Source organism: Micromonospora eburnea, assembly GCF_900090225.1.
Classification (GTDB): Bacteria; Actinomycetota; Actinomycetes; order Mycobacteriales; family Micromonosporaceae; genus Micromonospora; species Micromonospora eburnea.
Genome location: NZ_FMHY01000002.1, coordinates 418,882 through 439,573, shown reverse-complemented (window position 1 = coordinate 439,573; position 20,692 = coordinate 418,882). Strand labels below are relative to the sequence as shown.

At 73.5% G+C, this 20,692-nt stretch carries 18 protein-coding genes and 1 pseudogene; 14 read left to right on the top strand and 5 right to left on the bottom strand.

All coding sequences use genetic code 11. From position 1 onward, the window contains the following. Window positions 1-173: 173 nt before the first annotated feature. A pseudogene (gene eccCa, locus GA0070604_RS02305) lies at window positions 174-4,138 on the bottom strand (type VII secretion protein EccCa). Between the two features lie 169 nt (window positions 4,139-4,307). On the opposite strand from eccCa, the gene eccD reads away from it, so the two are divergent. Next, the gene (eccD, locus tag GA0070604_RS02300) at window positions 4,308-5,705 is read left to right on the top strand and encodes a type VII secretion integral membrane protein EccD (protein ID WP_091113388.1); all 1,398 of its coding nucleotides are present in this window, start codon (window positions 4,308-4,310) and stop codon (window positions 5,703-5,705) included. On the opposite strand, the gene GA0070604_RS02295 is transcribed toward eccD, so the two are convergent. Further along, window positions 5,689-6,861 (bottom strand): type VII secretion protein EccE, encoded by a 1,173-nt coding sequence (locus GA0070604_RS02295; protein WP_091113385.1) that lies wholly within the window; start codon window positions 6,859-6,861, stop codon window positions 5,689-5,691. The genes eccD and GA0070604_RS02295 overlap by 17 nt on opposite strands. 163 nt (window positions 6,862-7,024) lie before the next feature. On the opposite strand from GA0070604_RS02295, the gene eccB reads away from it, so the two are divergent. From eccB to GA0070604_RS02240, 11 genes are all read left to right on the top strand, one after another. Next, the gene (eccB, locus tag GA0070604_RS02290) at window positions 7,025-8,512 is read left to right on the top strand and encodes a type VII secretion protein EccB (protein WP_091113382.1); all 1,488 of its coding nucleotides are present in this window, start codon (window positions 7,025-7,027) and stop codon (window positions 8,510-8,512) included. 110 nt (window positions 8,513-8,622) lie between these two features. Further along, window positions 8,623-8,997, top strand: coding sequence for a hypothetical protein (locus GA0070604_RS02285; protein WP_091113378.1), 375 nt, complete (start codon window positions 8,623-8,625; stop codon window positions 8,995-8,997). After that, window positions 8,990-10,258 (top strand): WXG100 family type VII secretion target, encoded by a 1,269-nt coding sequence (locus GA0070604_RS02280; RefSeq protein WP_091113375.1) that lies wholly within the window; start codon window positions 8,990-8,992, stop codon window positions 10,256-10,258. Before GA0070604_RS02285 ends, GA0070604_RS02280 begins: the two co-directional genes overlap by 8 nt. Before the next feature lie 112 nt (window positions 10,259-10,370). Beyond that, window positions 10,371-10,892: a PadR family transcriptional regulator gene (locus tag GA0070604_RS02275; RefSeq protein WP_091113371.1), complete on the top strand. Its 522-nt coding sequence runs from the start codon at window positions 10,371-10,373 to the stop codon at window positions 10,890-10,892. Further along, window positions 10,892-11,575 carry an ABC transporter ATP-binding protein gene (locus GA0070604_RS02270; RefSeq protein ID WP_091113368.1) on the top strand — a complete coding sequence of 228 codons (684 nt, stop codon included), beginning with the start codon at window positions 10,892-10,894 and terminating at the stop codon, window positions 11,573-11,575. Before GA0070604_RS02275 ends, GA0070604_RS02270 begins: the two co-directional genes overlap by 1 nt. After that, a complete protein-coding gene (locus GA0070604_RS02265; protein ID WP_208601960.1) occupies window positions 11,572-13,920 on the top strand; it encodes an ABC transporter permease in 2,349 nt (782 codons plus the stop codon). Before GA0070604_RS02270 ends, GA0070604_RS02265 begins: the two co-directional genes overlap by 4 nt. Window positions 13,921-14,065: 145 nt before the next feature. Continuing rightward, on the top strand, window positions 14,066-14,533 hold the full coding sequence (locus tag GA0070604_RS02260; protein ID WP_091113365.1) for a hypothetical protein: 468 nt from the start codon (window positions 14,066-14,068) through the stop codon (window positions 14,531-14,533). A 159-nt stretch (window positions 14,534-14,692) separates the two neighbouring features. Continuing rightward, window positions 14,693-15,511, top strand: a complete 819-nt coding sequence (locus GA0070604_RS02255) for a hypothetical protein (protein ID WP_091126847.1) — start codon at window positions 14,693-14,695, stop codon at window positions 15,509-15,511. Window positions 15,512-15,580: 69 nt separating this feature from the next. Next, complete coding sequence (locus GA0070604_RS02250) at window positions 15,581-15,922, top strand: YkvA family protein (RefSeq protein WP_091113362.1); 342 nt, start codon at window positions 15,581-15,583, stop codon at window positions 15,920-15,922. Window positions 15,923-16,305: 383 nt separating this feature from the next. Then, a complete protein-coding gene (locus GA0070604_RS02245) occupies window positions 16,306-16,962 on the top strand; it encodes a C39 family peptidase (protein ID WP_091113358.1) in 657 nt (218 codons plus the stop codon). A gap of 66 nt (window positions 16,963-17,028) precedes the next feature. Next, a complete protein-coding gene (locus tag GA0070604_RS02240; protein WP_091113354.1) occupies window positions 17,029-17,685 on the top strand; it encodes an HAD family hydrolase in 657 nt (218 codons plus the stop codon). 8 nt (window positions 17,686-17,693) lie between these two features. Here the strand turns inward: GA0070604_RS02240 and GA0070604_RS02235 are convergent, their stop codons facing one another. Then, window positions 17,694-18,149, bottom strand: a complete 456-nt coding sequence (locus GA0070604_RS02235; RefSeq protein ID WP_091113350.1) for an Lrp/AsnC family transcriptional regulator — start codon at window positions 18,147-18,149, stop codon at window positions 17,694-17,696. 99 nt (window positions 18,150-18,248) lie between these two features. Here GA0070604_RS02235 and GA0070604_RS02230 point away from each other — a divergent pair, with 99 nt between their 5' ends. Then, window positions 18,249-19,154 (top strand): SMP-30/gluconolactonase/LRE family protein, encoded by a 906-nt coding sequence (locus tag GA0070604_RS02230; protein WP_091113346.1) that lies wholly within the window; start codon window positions 18,249-18,251, stop codon window positions 19,152-19,154. A 126-nt stretch (window positions 19,155-19,280) separates the two neighbouring features. On the opposite strand, the gene GA0070604_RS02225 is transcribed toward GA0070604_RS02230, so the two are convergent. Beyond that, window positions 19,281-19,463, bottom strand: coding sequence for an antitoxin (locus GA0070604_RS02225; RefSeq protein WP_091113342.1), 183 nt, complete (start codon window positions 19,461-19,463; stop codon window positions 19,281-19,283). A gap of 75 nt (window positions 19,464-19,538) precedes the next feature. Continuing rightward, window positions 19,539-20,198 (bottom strand): dienelactone hydrolase family protein, encoded by a 660-nt coding sequence (locus GA0070604_RS02220; protein WP_091113339.1) that lies wholly within the window; start codon window positions 20,196-20,198, stop codon window positions 19,539-19,541. Between the two features lie 234 nt (window positions 20,199-20,432). Here GA0070604_RS02220 and GA0070604_RS02215 point away from each other — a divergent pair, with 234 nt between their 5' ends. Next, on the top strand, window positions 20,433-20,612 hold the full coding sequence (locus GA0070604_RS02215; RefSeq protein ID WP_091113336.1) for a hypothetical protein: 180 nt from the start codon (window positions 20,433-20,435) through the stop codon (window positions 20,610-20,612). Window positions 20,613-20,692: the final 80 nt, after the last annotated feature.

The following is a 20,692-nucleotide window of genomic DNA, read 5'->3' as shown; positions in this document are numbered from 1 at the left end:
ACGGACACTTCAACTCGAACGGTAGCGGACGAGCTTCAACCCGCGCAGCCCTGCATCCCTGTCGTCCTTGCCGACACGCCAGGACCTGCAACCGCTTCCGTGCCCACCGTACAACGTGGACGGCCCTCGGCCCGAGCCAGACCGGCCCCGTCGGATCGACCGCCCGGGCGCCACTAGGCCGGCTCCGTCCAGGCGGTCTGGATCAGCTGCTGGCCGTCGCGGCGGCGGACCAGGGTGCCCCGGCCCGCGGGCTGTGGGCTCGGCCGCAGGTTGCCGAAGACGGCACCCTCCTCCCGGCTGCCGGACATCAGCAGGCCCGGCGAGTCCAGCTCACGCAGGCGTTGCAGCACCGGCTCGTAGAGCGCCCGGGCCACGCCGCCCACCCGCCGGGTGATGATCAGGTGCAGACCGATGTCCCGGGCCTGCGGCAGCAGCTCGTGCAGCGCGCTGAGCGGGTTGTTGCCGCCGGAGGCGACCAGGTCGTAGTCGTCGACCAGGATGTAGAGGTCCGGACCCTTCCACCAGCTCCGGTCGCGTAGCTGGGCGGTGGTCACGTCCGGTCCGGGCAGCCGGTTCTGCAACGCGGTGCGGATCGAGCCCAGCCCCTGGCTGAACACCTGATTGGACGGTGCGTAGTCGAGCAGGTGGTCGCCCTCCACGGCACCCAGCAGACCGCGCCGATAGTCGGCGATGACCAGCCGGGCCTGGGCCGGGCTGTACCGCTCGGCGATGCCCCGGGCGATCAGCCGCAGCAGGTTCGTCTTGCCGCACTCGGCGTCGCCGAAGACGGTCAGGTGCGGCTCGCTCGCCAGGTCCAGATACACCGGGGCGAGCGCCGACTCGTTGACGCCGATCGGGATGCCCGGGGCCGACCGGTCGATGACCTTCGCCAGCTCGGCGACGGGCAGCTTGCGCGGCAGCAGCCGTACCTTCGGCGCGGGGCGACCCGGCCAGTTGGCCGCCACGTGCCCGGCCAGGGCGACCGACGCCTCGGTCAGGTCCTCGATGTCACGCTTGCCGTCGATCCGCGAGACCCCGGTGAGGAAGTGCAGCTTGTCGTGGGTCAGACCGCGACCCGGCGTGCCCGCCGGCACGTTCTGCGCGGCCCGGCGGTCGATCTCCGACTCGGCTGGGTCGCCGAGCCGCAGCTCCAGCTTCGTGCCGAGCAGGTCCCGCATGTTGATCCGGATCTCCGCCCACCGCACGGCCGTGACAACCACGTGTACGCCGAAACCCAGCCCCCGGTTGGCCAGGTTGGTGATGGTCTGCTCCAGCTCCTCGTATTCCTGACGCAGGGTGTTCCAGCCGTCGACCACCAGGAAGATGTCGCCGAACGGGTCGTCGGCGAACTCACCGGCCGCCCGCCGCCGGCGGTAGCTGGCCACCGAGTCGATGCCGTGCTGGGTGAAGCGCAGCTCCCGCTCGTCGATGATCGCGACCACCTCGGCGATGGTCCGCCGGACCGCCTCGGTGTCCCGCCGGCCGGCCACCCCGGAGGTGTGCGGCAGCCCCTCCAGGCTGCGCAGCGCGCCACCACCGAAGTCGAGGCAGAAGAACTGCACCTCGCGCGGGGTGTGGGTGAGCGCCAGCGAGGCGAGCATCGACCGCAGCATGGTGCTCTTGCCGCTCAGTGAGGCACCGACGATCACCACGTTGCCGCCCGCGCCGGACAGGTCCACCATCATCGGATCGCGCCGCTGCTCGTACGGGCGGTCGACGATGCCGACCGGCACGGTGAGCCGGCCGCGCCCCGGCCAGTCGGCGGTGCACAGGCCGAACGTCGGGTGCACGCTCAGCGGCGGCAACAGCTCGCCCAGGCTCGGCGGCTCGGCCAGCGGCGGCAGCCAGACCTGGTGCGCCGGCCGGCCCCGCCCTTGAGCCGGTCGATCAGCACGTCCAGCATGGCCACGGCCTTGCCGTCGGCCGCCTGCTCCGGCTCCGGCGCGGTCTCCGCCGGGCTCGGCAGGGCCGGCACCGGCACGTAGTCGATGCCGTACGGGACGATCCGACGTTGCACCTGCGCCCGGGTGGACCGCTGCACCTGCCCCGGCGCCCGGTACGGCCCGGAGACGTACGCGGCCCGGAACCGGAGCATGGTGCTGGTGTCGGTCTTGAGATAGCCGTGGCCGGGCGCGTTCGGCAGCTCGTACGCGTCCGGCACGCCGAGCACGATCCGGCTCTCCACCGCCGAGAAGGTCCGCAGACCGATCCGGTACGACAGGTGGGTGTCGAGCCCCCGGAGCTTCCCCTCCTCCAGCCGCTGGCTGGCCAGCAGCAGGTGCACGCCGAGCGACCGGCCGAGCCGGCCGATCATCACGAACAGGTCGATGAAGTCCGGCTTGGCGGCGAGCAACTCGCTGAACTCGTCGCAGATGATGAGCAGGCTGGGCATCGGGTCGAGCTGTTCGCCGGCGGCCCGGGCCTTCTCGTAGTCGTACCGGGAGACGTAGTTGCCGGCCGCCCGGAGCACCTCCTGGCGGCGGTTCATCTCGCCGGCCAGGGCGTCGCGCATGCGGTCGACCAGCGGCAACTCGTCGGAGAGGTTGGTGATCACCGCGCTGGTGTGCGGCAACGCGTCCAGCGAGGCGAAGGTGGCGCCACCCTTGAAGTCGACCAGGACGAAGTTGAGCTCCTCGGACGAGTGCGTGACGGCCAGCGCCCCCACGACCGTACGCAGCAGTTCGCTCTTGCCGGAACCGGTCGCGCCGATGACCAGGCCGTGCGGGCCCATACCCTCGTGGGCCGACTCCTTGAAGTCCAGCTCGACCACGTTGCCGTCCGGTCCGACGCCGAGCGGGATGCGCAGCCGGTCCCGGTGGCTGCGCGGCCGCCAGGTCTGCTGCACGTCCACGGCGGCCGCGTCGCCGACGCCGAGCAGGTCCGGCAGCTCCATGCTGCGGGCCAGCGGCTCCTCGGCGGTGGCCCCCTGCTGCTGCGAGAGCCGGTAGGGGGCGATCTGCCGGGCCAGTCCCTCGGCGGCCGCCGCGGTGAGCCGGTCCGGCCGGCCGAGTCGGGACGACGTGGTGCCCCGGACCAGGTCCAACCCGCTGCCGTCGCCGACGTCGAGGCAGAGCAGCCAGCGACCGGCGTCGCGGGGCACGGTGCCGGAGAGGTCGATCACCGTGGCGCCGAGCAGGCCCGGGCCCATGAGCGCGCAGGTCGCGGTGACCTCGCCGCCGTCGAGCACCACCACCAGGTGCGGGGCGGTGGTGAGCGGCTTCGCCTCCGGGGCGAACCGGGGGCGGCCGTTCAGCTCGTTGGCGAGCGCCGCCTCCGCCTCGGCGAGGCTGGCGAAGACCATCCGGCGGGCGCCCGCCGCGTCCGTACGCCCCGGGTGCTGGGCGTGCGGCAGCCATTTCACCCAGTCCCACACCGGCTGCCGGTCCGGCGCGGCCACCACCGCCACCACCAGGTCGTCCGGGGCGTGGAAGGTGACCAGCTGACCCAGCGCGGCCCGGGCCAGGTCGAGCACCGGCTCCCGGTCGCCGCGCAGCACGATCCGGCTGAACGCGCGCAGCGAGAGCGCGGTGGGCAGGTCCGGCACGCTGGAGTGGGCCCGGACGAACCGGCGCAGCGCGATGGCGCTCATCGGCTCCAGGTCCTCCACCGGCTTGGTCTCCGGCGGCACGATCTCCACCGCCAGCCGCTGCGGGCCGAGCGCGATCCGGGTCTCGCCGAAGTCGTCCTCGGTGATCCGCCGCTCCCAGAGCCGGCGCGAGGAGGCGATCGACCAGAGCGCGTCCGGCTCCGGGTGCCGCCAGGTCATCGCGGCGCGCTGCTGCTCGGCGGCCCGGCGGGTGCGCTTACGCATCTGGGCCAGGTAGCGCATGTAGTCACGCCGTTCGGCGTTCAACTCGGCCTTGTTGTTGTTGCCGCTGCCGAGGGTGCCGATCGCCATGCCCAGCATCGACACACCGAAAAGGCCACCGGCGACGTACGTCATCATGCCGCCGCCGCGCCCGGCGTAGAGGAACGCCATGGCGCCGACCCCGCACAGCATCGGCAGGATCATCAACACCTGGCCCATCCCGCGCTGCTGCTGCTCGGGCAGCTCAGGCGGAGACTCCAGCAGCACCTCGCCGCGCGGCAGCGCGGGCCCCGGTTGACGCGGAAGCCGGCGGAACACCACCGTGCTCACGGCATCTCCTCCCCAGAAGCGGCCCTGATTGCGGTCTGCCACGCACCCGAGGCGTCGGGTGGGCAACCTGTGCGACAGCCATCGTAGGTAATCTCCCGAAGGCGTCGCGGACCCATGGGGGGCGACACCATCGGCCAGGTGGATCGTAGGCGAGCACAAGGAGGCCACAGTGGCGACGAAGGCGGCGACCGGCGGGCTGAGCCGGATCACCATCGTGGCGCCGCGGACCAGGATGGACCTGGCGCTGCCGTCGGATGTTCCACTGGCCGACCTGCTTCCCACCCTGCTGCGGTACGCCGGCGAGGACCTCGCCGACGAGGGCGTGCGGCACGGCGGGTGGAGCCTGTCCCGGCTCGGCGGGCAGCCGCTGGACGGTGGCCGTACCGCGGCCCAGCTCGGCGTGCGCGACGGCGAGGTGCTCTACTTCAACCCCCGGGCCGGCGCCGCCCCTGAGATCGTCTTCGACGACGTGGTGGACGCGGTCGCCAGCGCCACCAACCAGCGCCCCGGCACCTGGCAGGTCGGCACCACCCGCGCGTTCGCCGTGCTCTTCGCCGGGGTGGCCCTGGCCGGCGGCGCGGCGGCGGCGCTCTTCGCGGGTCCGCCGCAGTTGCCCGGCGCGCTGGCCGCCCTCGTGGTCTCGCTCGCCCTGCTGGTGAGCGCCGCGGTGCTGTCCCGCGCGGTCGGCGACAGCCGCACCGGCGCGGCGCTGGCCATGGGCGGCCTCGGCTACGCGGCGATCGGTGGCCTGCTGGTCCTCGCCGGGGATCGCAAGCTGGCCGAACTGGCCAGCCCGCACGTGCTGCTGGCCGGGACCGCGGTGGTGCTCTTCGGCGCGGTGGCCGCGCTCGCGGTCGGCGACCGGCTGCCGCTGTTCCTCGGCGCGGTCACGGTGGGCGCGGCCGTCGGCTTCGGTGCGGTGCTCTGCCTGGTCTTCGAGATCGGCGCGGCGGCGGCCGCGGCGGTGATCGCCACTGTCGCGTTCGCCGCCCTGCCGATGCTGCCGATGTTCGCCTACCGGCTGGCCCGGCTGCCGGTGCCGTCGATCCCGACCGGCCCGGACGACCTGAAGTCCGACACCGAGTCGGTCGACGGGCCGCGCGTGCTGCGCAACAGCGAGCGGGCCGACGCGTTCCTCACCGGCCTGCTGTGGACGGTCGCGCTGCTGGTGCTCGGCGGCCAGGTGGTGCTCGCCGGCAACGGCCGGCTGCCGGCGGTGCTGCTCTGCCTGGTCCTGGCCCTGCTGTCGCTGCTGCGGGCCCGCCCGTTCATCGGCCGGGCCCAGCGCACCCCGGTGCTGCTCGCCGGCACCGTCGGCCTGGGGCTGGCCGCCGCGGCCACCTTCGGCACCGCGACGCTTCCGCTCCGGCTCGGGATGATCCTCGGCGGCCTGCTGCTGGCGGCGGTGATCAGCCTGATCTACGGCCTCAGCGTGGCGGGCAAGCGGATCTCGCCGGTCTGGGGACGTACCCTCGACATCGTCGAGATCCTGCTGATCGTCGCCCTGGTGCCGCTGACCGTCTGGGTGTGCGGCGCGTACGGCTGGATCGTCAACCTTCGACCGTGACCGTGCCCATCGCGGTCGCCACCGGCGCGGTCGCGTAGACGCCCGGACCGTGCTGCCCGTCCAGCGGGCGGGCCGGCACACCGGACCGGCCGGCCACGTCCCGGATGGCCTTCACCAGCGCCTCGGCGTGGCTGTCCATCGCCGCCACCCGCAGCAGCGGCGGCACCCGACGCCCGTTGGGGAGCACCACCGCCGAGACGGTGTGCGACGGCGCCGAGGTCGACGTGACCGCGTCCACCAGTGCGCCCAGCGAGCCGTTGGGGCGTACCCGCAGCGCCAGGCAGCGCTGCGTCCAGCCGCCGCCGCGCAGGCTGGTCCAGCTCTCCACCGGCGACTCGGGTGCCAGGTCGAGCCCGGCCCCGGAGACCACCGCCGCGTGCAGCTCGTCGCGGCTCAGGACGCGGTGGCTGAGGCCGGCGGCGTTCAGCGCCTTGCCGAGCCGGCCGACCCCCGCCGCGACGGTGCGGTGCACGCCGCGCAGCCCGCCGCCCCGGCTCACCGTCTCGGCCCGGGCGTCGGAGACCGAGAGCCGCAGCGCCACCCAGACCGTGCGGTGGGCGGCCGGCGGCGCGCCCGGCGCCGGGTACCAGACCAGGGTGTGTGACACGACCTGGGTCTGGGTGACCGGCCCGGTGAAGTCGGCGAGCACCGCGAGGGCGCGGTCCACCATCGCCGCCTCGACGGAGCCGGCGGGCGCGCCGGGGCGGCCGGTCAGCGCGACGGCCGCGAACCAGCCCCGCTCGTCCTGACCGATGCCGAGCCGGGTGCCGCGATCGGTCAGCTCGATGACGGTCAGCTCCGGGGCGAGCGCGCCGAGCCTCGGGTCGCCGGCCGGCGCCGCTCCCCGGGCCCGCTCCCGGCGGCGGCGTAGCCGGCGGCGCAGCAGCAGGTCCTCGTACCACCAGCGGCCGCCCCGACGGCCGAAGGCGGCGAAGACCGCCACCACGGCCAGCCCGGCGACGACGCCGAGCACCCAGACCGGACCGGAGGTGGCGAACCAGACGGCCAGCGCGGCGCACTCGAGCACCACGAGCTGACCGACGACGACCGGGCCGAGCCGGCCGCGTCGACGCCGGTCGGCCGGGGTGATCGGTCGGTCCGGCGGGACGGCGGGGGCGATGGCCGTACGACCGGATGGCGCCTGGACCTGGGTCATCGGTGAGCGTCCCTTCTGGACATCCTGGGCATCCGACGGGTCGGTGCGTCGCCGGGGGCGGGCGGGGTCCCGGTGAACCGTCGACGGCCCCTTATCGTAGGGAAGCCCGCGGCGGAGTTTCGGACCTGATCGTCGCGGACCCACCCCCGCCGGAGGTTTAGTCATGCGGACCCGCCGCGATCAGGTGCAGGCGTACCGCTTCGTCACCCGCCGCATCGTCTCCGCACTGCTCTCCGGCGACCCGGAGACCAACGACCTGCCGATGCGCCGGCTCGGCATGGCGGTGTTCGGCAGCGTGATCGCCGCTGCCGTCGTGCTCGGCGGCGCCGGCGCGTACGGGCAGCTCACCGGCAACGCCGCGCCACTGGAGTCGAACACGCTGGTGATCGAGCGGGAGACCGGTGCCACGTACGTCTACACGGAGGGGGTGCTGTACCCGACCCTCAACTACGCCTCGGCCCGGCTGATCCTCGACGAGGCCGACCCGACGGTGCGGACCGTTTCCCAGGCGTCGATCAAGGACCGGCCGCGGGGCCGGGCGGTGGGCATCGTCGGCGCCCCGGACGACGTGCCGGACCGGAAGTCGCTGGTCGAGCTGCCCTGGTCGGTCTGTGACGTGCCCGATCCGGCTGACCCTCAGCGCTCCACCACCCGGCTGGTGGTCGACCGGCCGCTGTCGGGCGGCACCCCGCTCACCGATCGGGCGGTGCTGGTCCGGGCGGACGGCAAGCGGTACCTGCTCACGAACGGCGCGCGGCTGCGTATCGTCGGCGACCAGAAGGCGCTGGTGGCGTTGAAGATGGCCAGCGCGACGCCGCTCGCCGTCGGGCAGCAGTTGCTCAACGCGGTGCCGGTCGGGCCGGAGCTGCGGAAGCCGACGATCGACGGGGAGGACGGCTCCAGCCCGCTGACGGTGGGCGACCGCCCGGCCCGGGTCGGGCAGGTCTTCCGGGCCGCCGAGCAGTACTACGTGCTGACCCGGCAAGGACTGGTGACGATCACCGAGATGACCGCGCTGCTGCTGCTCGGCGGCGGCGGCAAGGTAACCGACCTCACGCCGAACCAGGCCGGCCAGTTCCTCACCGATCAGCGGCTGGAGCCCGCGGGGCTGCCGGAGAAGCTGCCCACCATGCACGAGGTGCAGCCCGGGCGGACCGTGCTGTGCGCCACCTACCGGAAGGGTGGGTCCGGGCAGCCACCGGTCACCACACTGGAGATCTTCGACCAGCCGCCGACCGAGCTGACCGCGGCGGCCGGGGTGACCGCCCGGCAAGGAAGCCGGGACGCCGTGCGTACCGCGGAGAGCGTGCTGCTGCCGGGCGGCAAGGGCGTGCTGGTGCAGGCGACAGCGGGTGAGAGCGGGAAGGCGGCGGCCGGCGCCACGGTCTACCTGATCACCGCGCAGGGGGTTCGCTACCCGCTCGGGCCCGGCGCGAAGGCGGCGCTCGGCTACGGGGAGGTGACCCCGCTGGCGGTGCCCGCCTCACTGCTGGCGCTGGTGCCGATCGGGCCGACCCTGGCCCGTGAGGACGCCATGGCCCACTTCGACCCGAGCACCAGATCGTCCGGCTCGTCCGACACGGCGGCTGGTTCGTCCGGCACGACGGCCGGTTCGGATGACACGGAGACGACGGGGACCCAGGGCGGCTGACCCGACGGTCCGATCTGGAGCGCGGCCGGCCGCGGGTCGCCCGGCGCGGCTCCGGTCGACTAACCTGAGCGTGGCCAACGAATCTCGACGATGACTACGGGGATGCAGTCATGACCGGGCGCACGACAGTTGACGTACTGTCCTTGGAGGACTTTCACCAGCGGCTCGAGCGGCGGTTGAGCGAGGCCGAGGCGGTGCTGAAGAAGCTCAACACCGAGATGCAGTGCCGGCCGCCGGCGCTGGGCACGTTCACCGACGCGAACGCCAACGCCCGCCGCTACTCGGAAACCCACGCGAGCTACGTCGACCACGCCGAGCGGCTGCACCGCGCGATCGTGGCCGCCAAGAAGGCGACCCAGACGATCATGACCAACTACCGGACCGCCGAGGCGCGCAACGCGGCCGCCGCGGCCGACATCATCGCCGCGCTCTCCGGGCTGAGCGACGCGATGAAGCCGGCGAAGGGAGCTGATCCGCGTGTCTGAGTACACCAGCCGCTACGCACACGTCAGCCACAAGGAGCTCTACCAGGGCGTCACCGCGGGTGACCCGAAGCAGATCGACGGGCTCGGCGCCCAGTGGAGCTCGCTGAAGGACACCCTGGAGGGCCTCAGCCGGGATCTGACCGGCGACCTGGACGCGCTGGCCAAGACCTGGACGGGCGACGCCGCCCGGGAGTTCCACCAGCGGTTGAACCTGGTCGTCGACTATTCCGGCAACCTCGCCCACGGCATGGCCGGCATCCGGCAGGCCCTCGACATGATGGCCACCGAGCTGCGCACCGCCCAGTCCAAGGCGGAGAGCCCGGAGGAGACCGACGACAACGACAAGTTGATCTCCGGTGCCGGCAAGGGCTTCCTGGTGGGCGGCCTCACGGGCGCCGTGATCGGTGGCATCGTCGGCCACGAGCAGGACAAGGCCGAGCAGGAGAAGGCGCACCAGCGGATGGTGCAGGTCGTCGCCAACCTGGCCGAGGGATACGACTTCTCCGCCTACGGACGGGTCGTCATCCCCGAGCCGCCCGACCGTCGCCTGCCGGGCCACTCCGACCCGAGCGACCCGACGCTGCGCAACGGCCCGTCGGTGGCCACGCCCTCGTCCGGGCCGACCTCCGGCACGCCCGGCCTCATCCCGGGGGCCACCGCGACCACGTCCGGCGTCCACCACACGGCCCCGGGCAGCGGCACGGTGGTCGGCGCCGGTCCCGGCGGCCCGGGCACCGGCAGCCCGGGAATGGGTAACCCGGGCACGGGTAACCCGGGCACCATCGGTTCCGTCGGCGTGGTCGAGCCCGCCGGCACCTCGCTCGCCGGGGCCGCCCCGGTGACCACCGGCCCGGCGGTCACCGGCCTCACCAGCATCGGCGGCACCACCGCGACCGTCTCTCCGGGCGGAGGCCCCTACGGGCCGCTGGGCGTGGTGGGCGGCACCGGCTCGCTGGCCAGCGCGGGCGTGCCGACCGCCGGCCGGCCCGGCGCGATGTCCGGCCTGGAGAACCGGGCGGCGGCCGGCACCGGGCGGCTCGCCGCCGGGCGAGGCATCGTGGTGGAGACGGACGGTGGCAAGTCCAACGGCGGCCGCGGCACGAACGCGCGTCCCGCGATGGCCGGGCGCAACGGCGTGTTGGGCGGGCGTGGCCAGCACGCCGAGGACGAGTCGGAGGAACGGCTCACCTGGCTGACCGAGGACGAGATGGTCTGGGGCGACGGCCGGTCGGCGCCGCCGCCGGTGCTCGGCACCGACTGATCGCACGCTGACGGACGGCGCGGCGAGCCCTCACCGGAGGGGTCGTCGCGCCGTCCGCGTTTGCGTACCCAGGTATACACATCAGGTATACCTGCTGTGTATAGTCCACGCCATGTCGATCGGACACACCTTCCTCGGGCTGCTGGAATCCAGCCCAAGACACGGCTACGACCTCAAGCGGGCGTACGACGAGCGCTTCGGACACAGCCGGCCGCTACATTTCGGCCAGGTCTACTCCACGCTGTCCCGACTGCTCCGTAACGGCCTCGTCGAGGTGGACTCGGTCGAGCCCGGCGAGGGCCCCGAGCGCAAGCGGTACGCGATCACCGAGGCGGGCGTGACCGACGTCCAGCGCTGGCTGTCCCAGCCCGAGAAGCCCGAGCCCTACCTGCAGAACGTCCTCTACACCAAGGTGGTGCTCGCGCTGCTCACCGGCCGCCCCGCCGCCGACCTGCTGGACACCCAACGGGCCGAGCACCTGCGGCTGATGCGCGAGCTGACCCGGCGCAAGGCCGACGGCGACCTGGCCGACCAGCTCATCTGCGACCACGCGCTCTTCCACCTGGAGGCGGACCTGCGCTGGCTGGAACTGACCACCGCCCGCCTCGACGAGCTGGCGAAGGAGATCCGCTGATGACCGGCGACGCCCTGCTGACCGGAACGGACCTGCACAAGTCCTTCGGCCCGACCCAGGCCCTCGCCGGCGCCTCGGTGTCCGTACGCGCCGGCGAGGTGGTGGCGCTGATGGGCCCGTCCGGGTCGGGCAAGTCCACGCTGCTGCACTGCCTGGCCGGCATCGTGCGCCCGGACCAGGGTCAGGTGCACTACCGGGGCATCGAGTTGACCAGCCTCTCCGATCCGGCCCGCAGCGCGCTGCGCCGCCGGGAGTTCGGCTTCGTGTTCCAGTTCGGGCAGCTCGTACCGGAGCTGACCTGCCTGGAGAACGTCGCGCTGCCGCTGCGCCTGGAACGCGTACCCCGCCGCGAGGCGGAACGGCGGGCCACCGAGTGGCTGGACCGGCTGGAGGTGACCGACGTCGCCGGCAAGCGCCCGGGCGAGATCTCCGGCGGCCAGGGCCAGCGGGTGGCGGTGGCCCGCGCGCTGGTCACCGGCCCTCGGGTCGTCTTCGCCGACGAGCCCACCGGCGCCCTGGACTCACTCAACGGCGAGCGGGTGATGCGCCTGCTCGCCGACGCGGCCCGGGGGGCCGGCGTGGCCGTCCTGTTGGTGACCCACGAACCGCGGGTGGCGGCGTACTCCGATCGGGAGGTCGTGGTCCGCGACGGCCGGGCCCGCAGCCTGGAGCAGGTGGCGTGACCGGCGTGGAGTTCCGACGGCCCGGCGGCCGATTGCGGGCCGGGCTGGGCGACCTGCTGATGGGGGCCCGGATGGCCCGCACCGGCGGGCGGGAGGGTTGGACGCGAACCCTGTTGACCACACTCGGCGTGGGTGTCGGGGTCGCGATGCTGCTGCTCGCCGCGGCGGTGCCCGGTGCGATCGACGCCCGTGGCGACCGGACCGCAGCCCGGTCCGACATGCGTAACGGGCCTGAGTTGTCGGCGGCGGCGAACACGCTGCTGGTTGCCTGGGCCGACACCGACTTCCGCGACCGCTATGTGCGGGGGCGGATCCTCCACCCGGAGGGGCCGGACGCGCCGCTGCCACCCGGGCTGGCTGCTTTTCCCCGCGACGGCGAGGCGGTGGTCTCACCGGAGCTGCGTGCCCTGCTCGACTCGCCGGACGGACCGCTGCTCGCCCCCCGCCTGGGCGGGGCCCGGGTCACCGGCACGATCGCTCCCGACGGCCTCTCCGGCCCCCACGAGCTGGCCTTCTATCTGGGCCGCGACGATCTGACGCCCGAGCGCGCCATACGCCTGGACCACTTCGGCGGGGTCGGCTCGGAGGAGGAGTTCGGCCCAGTGCTGTGGCTGCTCGTCGTGGTGGTCTTCGTGGTGCTGTTGCTGCCGATCGTGGTGTTCCTCGGGGCGGCCGTCCGCTTCGGCGGCGAGCAGCGCGACCGTCGGCTCGCCGCGCTCCGGCTGCTCGGGGCCGACGCCGGCATGGTCCGCCGGATCGCCGCCGGGGAGGCCGGCACCGCTGCCCTGTTCGGGCTCGCCGTCGGCGGGGTGCTCTTCCTCGCCGGCCGCCAACTGGCACTGGTGGTCTCGTGGTACGGCATCAGCGTCTTTCCAGGCGACCTGCGCCCGGTGCCGTGGCTGGTGGCGCTGGTGGCGTTGGCCGTGCCATTGCTCGCCGCCGGGGTGGCGCTGCTGGCCCTGCGCGGTGTGCTCGTCACGCCGTTGGGGGTCAGCCGCCGGGCTACCCCGGTCCGGCGCCGGCTGTGGTGGCGGTTGCTGCTGCCCCTCGCCGGGCTCGCGCTGCTCAGTCCACTCGCCGACGTCCGGGCCGCCAGCTCCACCCGGACCGACGCCCAGGTCGCGGCCGGCGCGGTGCTGCTGCTCGTCGGCACGGTCACCCTGCTGCCCTGGCTGGTCGACATCCTGGTACGCCGGCTGCGCGGCGGCCCGCCGCCCTGGCAGCTCGCGGTACGGCGACTCCAGCTCGACAGTGCCGCCTCGGCCCGGCTGGTCAGCGGGGTGGCCGTGGCGGTGGCCGGCACCATCGGGCTGCAGATGCTGGTGGCCGGCGTGCAGCACGAGTTCCGGGAGACCACCGGCCAGGACCTGTCCCGGGCCCAGGTTGCCGTCTCGCTGTACAACCCGCCGGAGCCCGGAAGGACCCTGGCACAGATCGCGGCCATTCCCGCGGTGACGCGCAGCATCGGCACCCTGCATCTGACGGCGGTCCCGCAGACCGTCCCCGGCAGGGAGGACGAATCCGAGCACCGCCTCGCCGAGGTGCTGGTCGGTGATTGCGCGGCGCTGGCCGAGTACGGCGACCTCGGGTCCTGCACCGACGGTGACGTCTTCCTGGTCCGGCCGAACGACCCCGAAGCCGGCATCGGCCCGATCACCGGCATCGGTCCTGGTGCCCGGCTGAGCTTCGGCGACGGCATCGCGACCTGGCAGGTACCGGCGAACGCCCGGACCGTCCCGGTACGCGACGACCCGATGGGGGCGCGGCACGCCGGACTGTTGGTCACCTCGGGGGCGATGCCGTCCCTGCCACGGTCCGGGGTATCGGCCCATGCGCTGCTCAGCCTGGATCCGCACGATCCGGAGGCGATGGAACGGGTCCGCGCCGACGTGGCCGGGCTGGACCTGTTCGCCTCGGTGAACGCGCTGAACTCGGTACGGGAGAACTCGCAGTTCGTCAACGTCCGGCGTGGGCTGCTCGGCGGCGCGGTGGTCACCCTGCTGCTGATCGGGGTGAGCATGCTGGTCGGCGTCCTGGAGCAGCTCCGGGAGCGCCGCCGGCTGCTCGCCGCGCTGGTCGCCGTCGGGACGCCTCGGAGCACGCTCGGCTGGTCGGTGCTGGGGCAGACCGGGGTGCCGGTGCTGGCCGGGCTGGTGCTCGCCACCGGCATCGGGGTGGCGATGGGGGCGGCCCTGCTCAAGATGGTGGGCGGACCGGTGGTGGTGAGCTGGCCGGTGGTGGGGCTCGGCGTCGGGCTCGGTGCCGCGGTGGTGTTGCTGGTGACCCTGGCGAGCCTGCCGGTGCTCTGGCGGCTGACCCGTCCGGACGGGTTGCGGTTCGAGTGACTGCGACGGCCCACCCGGTGGCTTGGGGCACCGGGTGGGCCGCCTCGTACGAACGCTGTCCGTCCAGGGCGGAGGGTGGGGCGAGTCACGTCGCCCGCGCACTTGTCGAGCTGCACCACGCGGTTCCGCCGGATAAGTTGGACTGGTGCTGCCCGTAGCGTTCGCCCCCTCCCTCTGGGCTGCGACGCTGCGCACCCTGCGGAAGCTGACCCGGGTGGCGGTGACCGCCCTGGCACTCGTCGTCGGGCTCAACGGGCTGGCCGCCGCGCCCGCCACCGTCGGCCCACTTCGGCCGGTTGAGGTCACCGGCCTGCGGGCGGCCTCCGTCGCGTTCGACGGGTTGCTGGTCACGGCCCCCGATGCCGCCGCCGCGCCGATCGTCCGGCCCACGCGCGCGGCCGGCGGCGCGTCGGCCGCCGAGGTCCGGCTCGCCGCGCCGGCCGCCGAGGCCACCGCTGGGCAGCCGCGTTCGGCGTCCGTGTCGCCGGTGCCCGGCATACCGTCGCGGCACGCCGACCACGACGTCGCGGCACCGCCCGCGACCGCCGTCGTGGTCCCGGCCGCCGATCCCGGCCGGGAGTCGATCGCCCGCCGCGGCCCGCCGCGCGGCTGAGCACGCCGGCCGCCCGCGCGGCCTCCGGTGCGTTCCTCGCCGTGCCATCGGGTACGGCCCCAGCGGTGCCTTCGCGCCCCGGCGCGCCCACGGCGATCCGCTGCCCGCCCAGCGGGCCCCAGACCCTGAGTCCGACCGTTCCACCACGAGGTGCTGGTGATGCAGACCGTCTTCTCCACCGTCCTGCCCGATGTTCCCCAGGCCGCCGGGATCTGGCTGGCCCTGATTGCCGTGGCGGCGATCGTCGTCGCCGCGCTGGTCGTCCGCCCGGGCCGGTTCCGGCCGGTGTTCGGCGACCGGATCACCGAGGCGGCCAGGCCGAGCAGCCTGGAACTGGCCGAGGAGACCCGCGAGCGGGCCCGGTACGCGCAGGAGGTCGAGGTGGCCGCGACCCGCGCGGCAGCCACCGCCGAGCGGCGACGGGCCGAGTGGCTGGCCGCCCAGGAGGAGGTCGAGGAGGCGTGGCAGGCGTACGAGGCGGCCGAGGAGGACGTCCGACGGCTGGCCGCCGCTGCCGCGCTGCCCCTGCCGCGTACCGCCCGGACGCCCGCCGAGTACGCGGACCGGGAGCGCTGGCTGCACCGGGCCGCGCTGGACGCGCAGTGGCGTAAGGAGATCACCGTGCAGCAGCTCAGCGACATCCTCGGGCACCAGGGCTGGGACCCTCGCCGGCACCCGGTGGAGCAGGAACTGCTGCTGCGCCGGCTGGTCCGGGACAACCTGCGCGCCCGGCAGCAGGCCGCCCGGGAGCGGGAGCAGGCCGCCTGGCAGGCCGCCGAGCTGGCCGCTGTCGCGGCGCGGAGCCTGCGCGACGAGGCGTACGCGGCGACCCAGCCCGCACCCGAGACGCAGTCGGCGCTGTCCATCGTGGATCTCGTCGGGCCGGAGGCCACCCGGGAACTGCCGGCCGGCCAGGCCGACATCACCCGCGAGATCGCGCCGCCGGCCCGGGGACGGGCGGCCGTGCCGGTGTACTGACACCGACAGCGGGCCGGGCCGGCGTGCCGGTACCCGGCGGAACTGGCCCGGCTCGGTTAGCGTGGCGCTGTGTCCCGTGAGACCTGGGTCCTGGTCGTGCTCGCCGCTCTCGTCGCGCTGGCGACGCTGGTCGGCGCCGTGCTGCTCGCCGTCCGGGTGATTCGGGCCCGCCGGCTGCTCGGCACGCTGGGGGCCGGCGGGAAGGTGGCGTTCTACGGCGCGCTGATCTACGCGATCCTCCCGGTGGACCTGCTCCCCGACCCGATCTATCTGGACGACATGGGCGTGCTGGCCGGTGCCCTGTTCTACCTGGGCCGGCTGGCCGCCCGGCGGCGCGCGGAGCGTCCCGGGCCGCCCGATCGCGCGCCCGTCCCACCGGGCCCGGACCGGCTACGCCGCCCCCTGTCGTGATCGCCCGCCACCGCCCGCCGAACGCATGATCCACTCCCGGTGCGGCAGGTGGCTGTATCCGGGCTCCGGAAGACCACGACTTGCCGCATCTGGCGTCGCCTCCCGCAGGACGGGTGCGCCACCTGCGGTGAATATCTGGTTCGTGTGGGAGTGGGGGCGTCGGGCGATCTGGGCCTTTTCATCACGATTCCCGTTTTCGGGGTGACCGGGGCCATGCGACCTGCGGAAATCACCGCCGCACCCCGCTGGTTCCACTTCTCGTACACGAGCACGACGGCTCGACGGGCGGAATGGGCCCGTCCGTGGCGGTCGTTGCAGTGCCCGAGCGCCACTCCCGGTGCCGCGTCCGCGTATCCGGACGTCAACCCCCGAATGGAGCCTCGATGAACCAGATCTTCCGCAGGAGCATGCTCTCCGTCGCCGGTCTCGTCATGTCCGGCGGCGTGGTCGCGGGCCCCGCCGTGGCCGCGCACGCCGCTCCGGCCGTCAAGCCGGCAAAGTCGGCCAAGTCGGCGTCCGCCGACAAGGGCAGCGGCAAGGGCGACCGCCGCACCGGCTACCAGTACCAGGCCCAGCCGAACTTCTACTACTGCGGGCCGGCCGCGACCCGGATCGCACTGTCGGCCGAGGGTAAGCAGGTCAACCAGGACGAGCTGGCCCAGAAGCTGGGCACCACGGTGAACGGCACCGACTCCGCCCTGGACATCACCCGGGTGCTCAACCAGTACACCGACGGCAAGTACAAGACCACCGAGATCCGGGACAACGCGGCCACCAAGGACCAGGTCGAGCAGCTGCGGACCGACGTCAAGGCCGCGGTCGACCAGGGCCGCCCGGTCGTTGCCAACATCATCGGTACCGCCCTGGACGTCGACGGGGTGGCCCACAGCTACACGGGCCACTACCTGACGGTGGTCGAGTACAAGGACGACGGCAAGACGGTACTGATCGCCGACCCGGCCAGCCCGGGCGAGCCGACGTACTGGATGAACGTGACCGACCTGGCCAACTGGATCGCCAGCCGCGGTTACAGCTCCTGACCGAGCGCCACGAGGGCCGGTCTCCCCACCCGGGGAGGCCGGCCCTCGCCGTCGTTAGCATGTGGCATGCCGCGGCCGGTGATCTTCGACCTCTTCCACACCCTCATCGACGGGGCGAACCCCGAACGGGACCGGGTGGTCGGCGAGATGGCACTGATGGTGGGGGTGGAACCGGCCGCGCTGGTCTCCGCGTACCACGCCACCTGGCGGGACCGGATGCTCGGCTGGGACGTGGCCGAGACCGTACGGATCCTCGCCCGGCGACTCGGCGGGACGCCGACCGAGGAACAGGTGGCCCGCGCCGCCGCACACCGCCGGGAGTTGGCCGCCCGACTGCTGGACGGTGTCGCGCCGAAGACCCTCGCCCTGCTGGACGCGTTACGCGCCGACGGCCACCCGCTCGGCCTGATCAGCAACGCCACCGCCGAGACCGCCGAGGCGTGGCACACCAGCGCACTGGCCCGCCGCTTCGACGAGGCGGTCTTCTCCTGCACCGTCGGGATGGCCAAGCCCGACCCGGCGATCTACCGTACGGCGGCCGAACGGCTGGGCGTCGACCCCACCGACTGCGTCTTCGTCGGCGACGGCGCGGACGGCGAACTGGCCGGGGCGGCGGCGGTCGGCATGACGGTGATCCGGACCACCGAGCACCACGACACCGATCCCGCCTGGGAAGGGCAGATGCTCGCCACCCTCGGCGAGCTGCCCGCCCTGCTGCGGTAGCCGCCGGATCAGGCAGTCGGCGGGTGCGGGTCGAGCGGGCGCTCGAAGAAGCTCTCCAGCACCACCACGGTCTGTGTGCCGGTGACGCCCTCCACCTGGAACAGCCGGCGCAGGCTGGCCTGGAGCTGCTCGGGCGTACCGACCCGGATCTTGACCAGCAGCGAGGCGGGGCCGGCGATGACGTGTGCCTCCTCCACCTCGGGCAGCGCGGCCAGGGCGTCGTGGGTGGGCTGGTCGCCCATCCACTCGTTCGCCTCCACCAGCACGAACGCCAGCACGCCCCGGCCGACGGCGCCCGGGTCGACGTCCACCGTGGTCCGCCGGATCACCTGCTGCTCACGCAACTTGCGTACCCGGTCGTGCACCGCGCCGGTGGAGAGGCCGACCGTGCCCGCCAGCGTGGCGTACGACTGGGTGGCGTCGCGTTGCAGCGCGGCGAGCAGCCTCCGGTCTATCTCATCCACTTCCCGCCTCCGTAAATTGTTCGGAAGATTACGCCTAGCCTGATCCTGGTTCGGTCATGTTAGCTTGATTCCGAATCCCAGTCACGAACGGAGGCGGTCATGGTCGACCGGTTCAGGACCCGGTTCGAGGTGCTCGACGAACGGTTCCGTCGGGTCAACGGCGACGAGTGGACGGAGTGCCTCTGGACCGGGGGCCGCTGGCTGGAGGGCCCGGCCTGGTTCCCCGCCGGACGATTTCTGGTCTTCAGCGACATCCCCAACGACCGGCTGTTGCGCTGGGACGAGACCACCGGCGCGGTCGGGGTGTTCCGTCAGCCGGCCGGCTACGCCAACGGGCACACCGTCGACCGACGGGGCCGGCTGGTGAGCTGCGAGCAGGGCCGGCGGCGGGTCACCCGCACCGAGGCGGACGGCACCGACACGGTGCTGGCCGAGCGCTGGCGGGGCCGGCGGCTCAACAGCCCGAACGACGTCGTCGAGCGCTCCGACGGGTCGATCTGGTTCACCGACCCCAGCTACGGCATCGACAGCGACTACGAGGGCAACCGCGCGGAGCGCGAGATCGACGGCAACCATGTCTACCGGGTCGACCCGCACGACGGCGAGGTGCACCTCGTCGCCGACGACTTCGGGCAGCCCAACGGCCTGGCGTTCAGCCCCGACGAGTCTCAGCTCTACGTGGTCGACACCCGGGCGAAGCACCTGCGCCGGTTCCGGGTGACCGAGAGCGGCACGCTGCGCGGCGATGAGGTCTTCGCCACCTGCGACGCCGGCAGCTTCGACGGCGTACGTCTTGACGACGCGGGCCGGGTCTGGGTCGCCGCGTACGACGGGCTGCACTGCTTCGACCCGGACGGCACCCTGCTGGGCAAGCTGCGCCTCCCCGAGGTCGTCGCGAACTTCACCTTCGGCGGCCCGAAGCGCAACCACCTCTACATCTGCGCCTCCAGCTCACTGTTCAGCCTGCGGGTGAACGTCAACGGGGTCCGCTACCCGGGCTGGTGATCGCCCGGTACCGTCGCCGGGCTGGCCGGCGCGATGTCCGGCGGTAATCCGCCCGGCCGGCGGCAGGAGATCCGGACACGCCTCTCCCGGGTCGCCCACCTGGGACGACCCGGGAGCGCGGCGCGGTCAGCGGTTGCGGTTGCCCTGGTCGATCCGCTGCTGAGCCTCCTGCTCGCCCTTCTGGACCTGCTTGTCGTACCGGTCGCCAGTGCGCTGGTCGACCTCCTGGCCGGCCTTCTGAATGCCCTGGTCGGCCTGCTTGGGATGCTGTTCGCCGAACTGCTCGGCCTTCTTCATGAAGTCGCTCATGGCCGGATCTCCCTTCCTCACGCTTGGCCTTCCCGGGCATGGCGAGCACAAACCGCTCCATGATCGGCACGAGGGTCAGGCCGGGTGGGGAGTACGCAGGTGGGTGGTGAACCAGGTGCCGGCCTGGTCGGCCACCTGGTCGAGGGTGCCGGGCTCCTCGAAGAGGTGGGTGGCACCGGGGACGATCCGCAGCTCGGCCACCTCGCCCAGCTCGGCCCGGGCCTGCTCGTTGAGCACGATCACTTCCTCGTCGAGGCCGCCGACCAGCAGCAACGTCGGGGCGCGTACCGCCGACAGGGCGTTGCCGGCCAGGTCGGGCCGACCGCCGCGGGAGACCACCGCGGCCACCCGGTCGGGCCGGGCGGCCGCCGCCACCAGGGCCGCCGCCGCGCCGGTGCTGGCCCCGAAGAGGCCGACCGGCAGCGGGCCCAGCGCCGGATCGCCGCCCATCCAGTCGACGATGGCGGCCAGCCGCTCGGCGAGCATCCCGATGTCGAAGCGCAGCTCGGCGGTCCGGGCGTCCAGCATGTCCTCGTCGGGGGTGAGCAGGTCGACCAGCACGGTGGCCAGCGACCGGGCGTTGAGCTGGTGCGCGACGGCCACGTTGCGCGGGCTGTGCCGGGAACTGCCGCTGCCGTGCGCGAAGAGCACCGCGCCGGTCGCGCCGGCCGGCATGAGCACGTCCGCGGCCAGCCCGCCCTCGACCACTGGAATCGTCACCCCACGCGTCTCCATGCCCTCGGCATACCCCCGCCCACCCCCGGCTCACCTCCCCCAGCCCTCGCACGCCGGACAGATGATCAAGTCCGGGTGCGCCGCATTGCGGTCTCCCGTGCCTCGGAGACCGCAATGTGCGGCACACGAAGTTGACCGGCCGGGCGCCGCCGTTTGCCGCCGGGCCGATCGGGAAGGCGCGAGGTGACCCACGGACCGGCGCAGCCGCGCCCCGGACGGATCGCGAGGATCGTCATGGCCCAGCAGCAGAACAGGTCCCGGCAGCAGAACGCCGACCGGGAACGCCGCGAACAGGACGCCGAGCGCTCCCGGGACTGGGCGGACGAAGCGGCGCAGGCGCGCACCGCCGACGACCCGAGGGCGATGGCGCCCCGCGACGCCGAGGGGCGACCGTCCAACGGCCGCCAGTTCTGACCCTTCGACCAGCCGGCCCGGCCCTGACCAGGGCCGGGCCGGCTCGGCTCGACACGGCGCTGGGGCCGCCGCCGACCGCG

Coding starts and splice junctions, on each gene's coding strand:
- GA0070604_RS02240 (WP_091113354.1), top strand. CDS start 17,029: ATGCCGCGGCCGGTGATCTTCGACCTCTTCCACACCCTCATCGACGGG.
- GA0070604_RS02230 (WP_091113346.1), top strand. CDS start 18,249: ATGGTCGACCGGTTCAGGACCCGGTTCGAGGTGCTCGACGAACGGTTC.
- GA0070604_RS02275 (WP_091113371.1), top strand. CDS start 10,371: ATGTCGATCGGACACACCTTCCTCGGGCTGCTGGAATCCAGCCCAAGA.
- eccB (WP_091113382.1), top strand. CDS start 7,025: ATGCGGACCCGCCGCGATCAGGTGCAGGCGTACCGCTTCGTCACCCGC.
- GA0070604_RS02285 (WP_091113378.1), top strand. CDS start 8,623: ATGACCGGGCGCACGACAGTTGACGTACTGTCCTTGGAGGACTTTCAC.
- GA0070604_RS02255 (WP_091126847.1), top strand. CDS start 14,693: ATGCAGACCGTCTTCTCCACCGTCCTGCCCGATGTTCCCCAGGCCGCC.
- GA0070604_RS02245 (WP_091113358.1), top strand. CDS start 16,306: ATGAACCAGATCTTCCGCAGGAGCATGCTCTCCGTCGCCGGTCTCGTC.
- GA0070604_RS02220 (WP_091113339.1), bottom strand. CDS start 20,198: ATGGAGACGCGTGGGGTGACGATTCCAGTGGTCGAGGGCGGGCTGGCC.
- GA0070604_RS02295 (WP_091113385.1), bottom strand. CDS start 6,861: ATGACCCAGGTCCAGGCGCCATCCGGTCGTACGGCCATCGCCCCCGCC.
- GA0070604_RS02270 (WP_091113368.1), top strand. CDS start 10,892: ATGACCGGCGACGCCCTGCTGACCGGAACGGACCTGCACAAGTCCTTC.
- GA0070604_RS02225 (WP_091113342.1), bottom strand. CDS start 19,463: ATGAGCGACTTCATGAAGAAGGCCGAGCAGTTCGGCGAACAGCATCCC.
- GA0070604_RS02215 (WP_091113336.1), top strand. CDS start 20,433: ATGGCCCAGCAGCAGAACAGGTCCCGGCAGCAGAACGCCGACCGGGAA.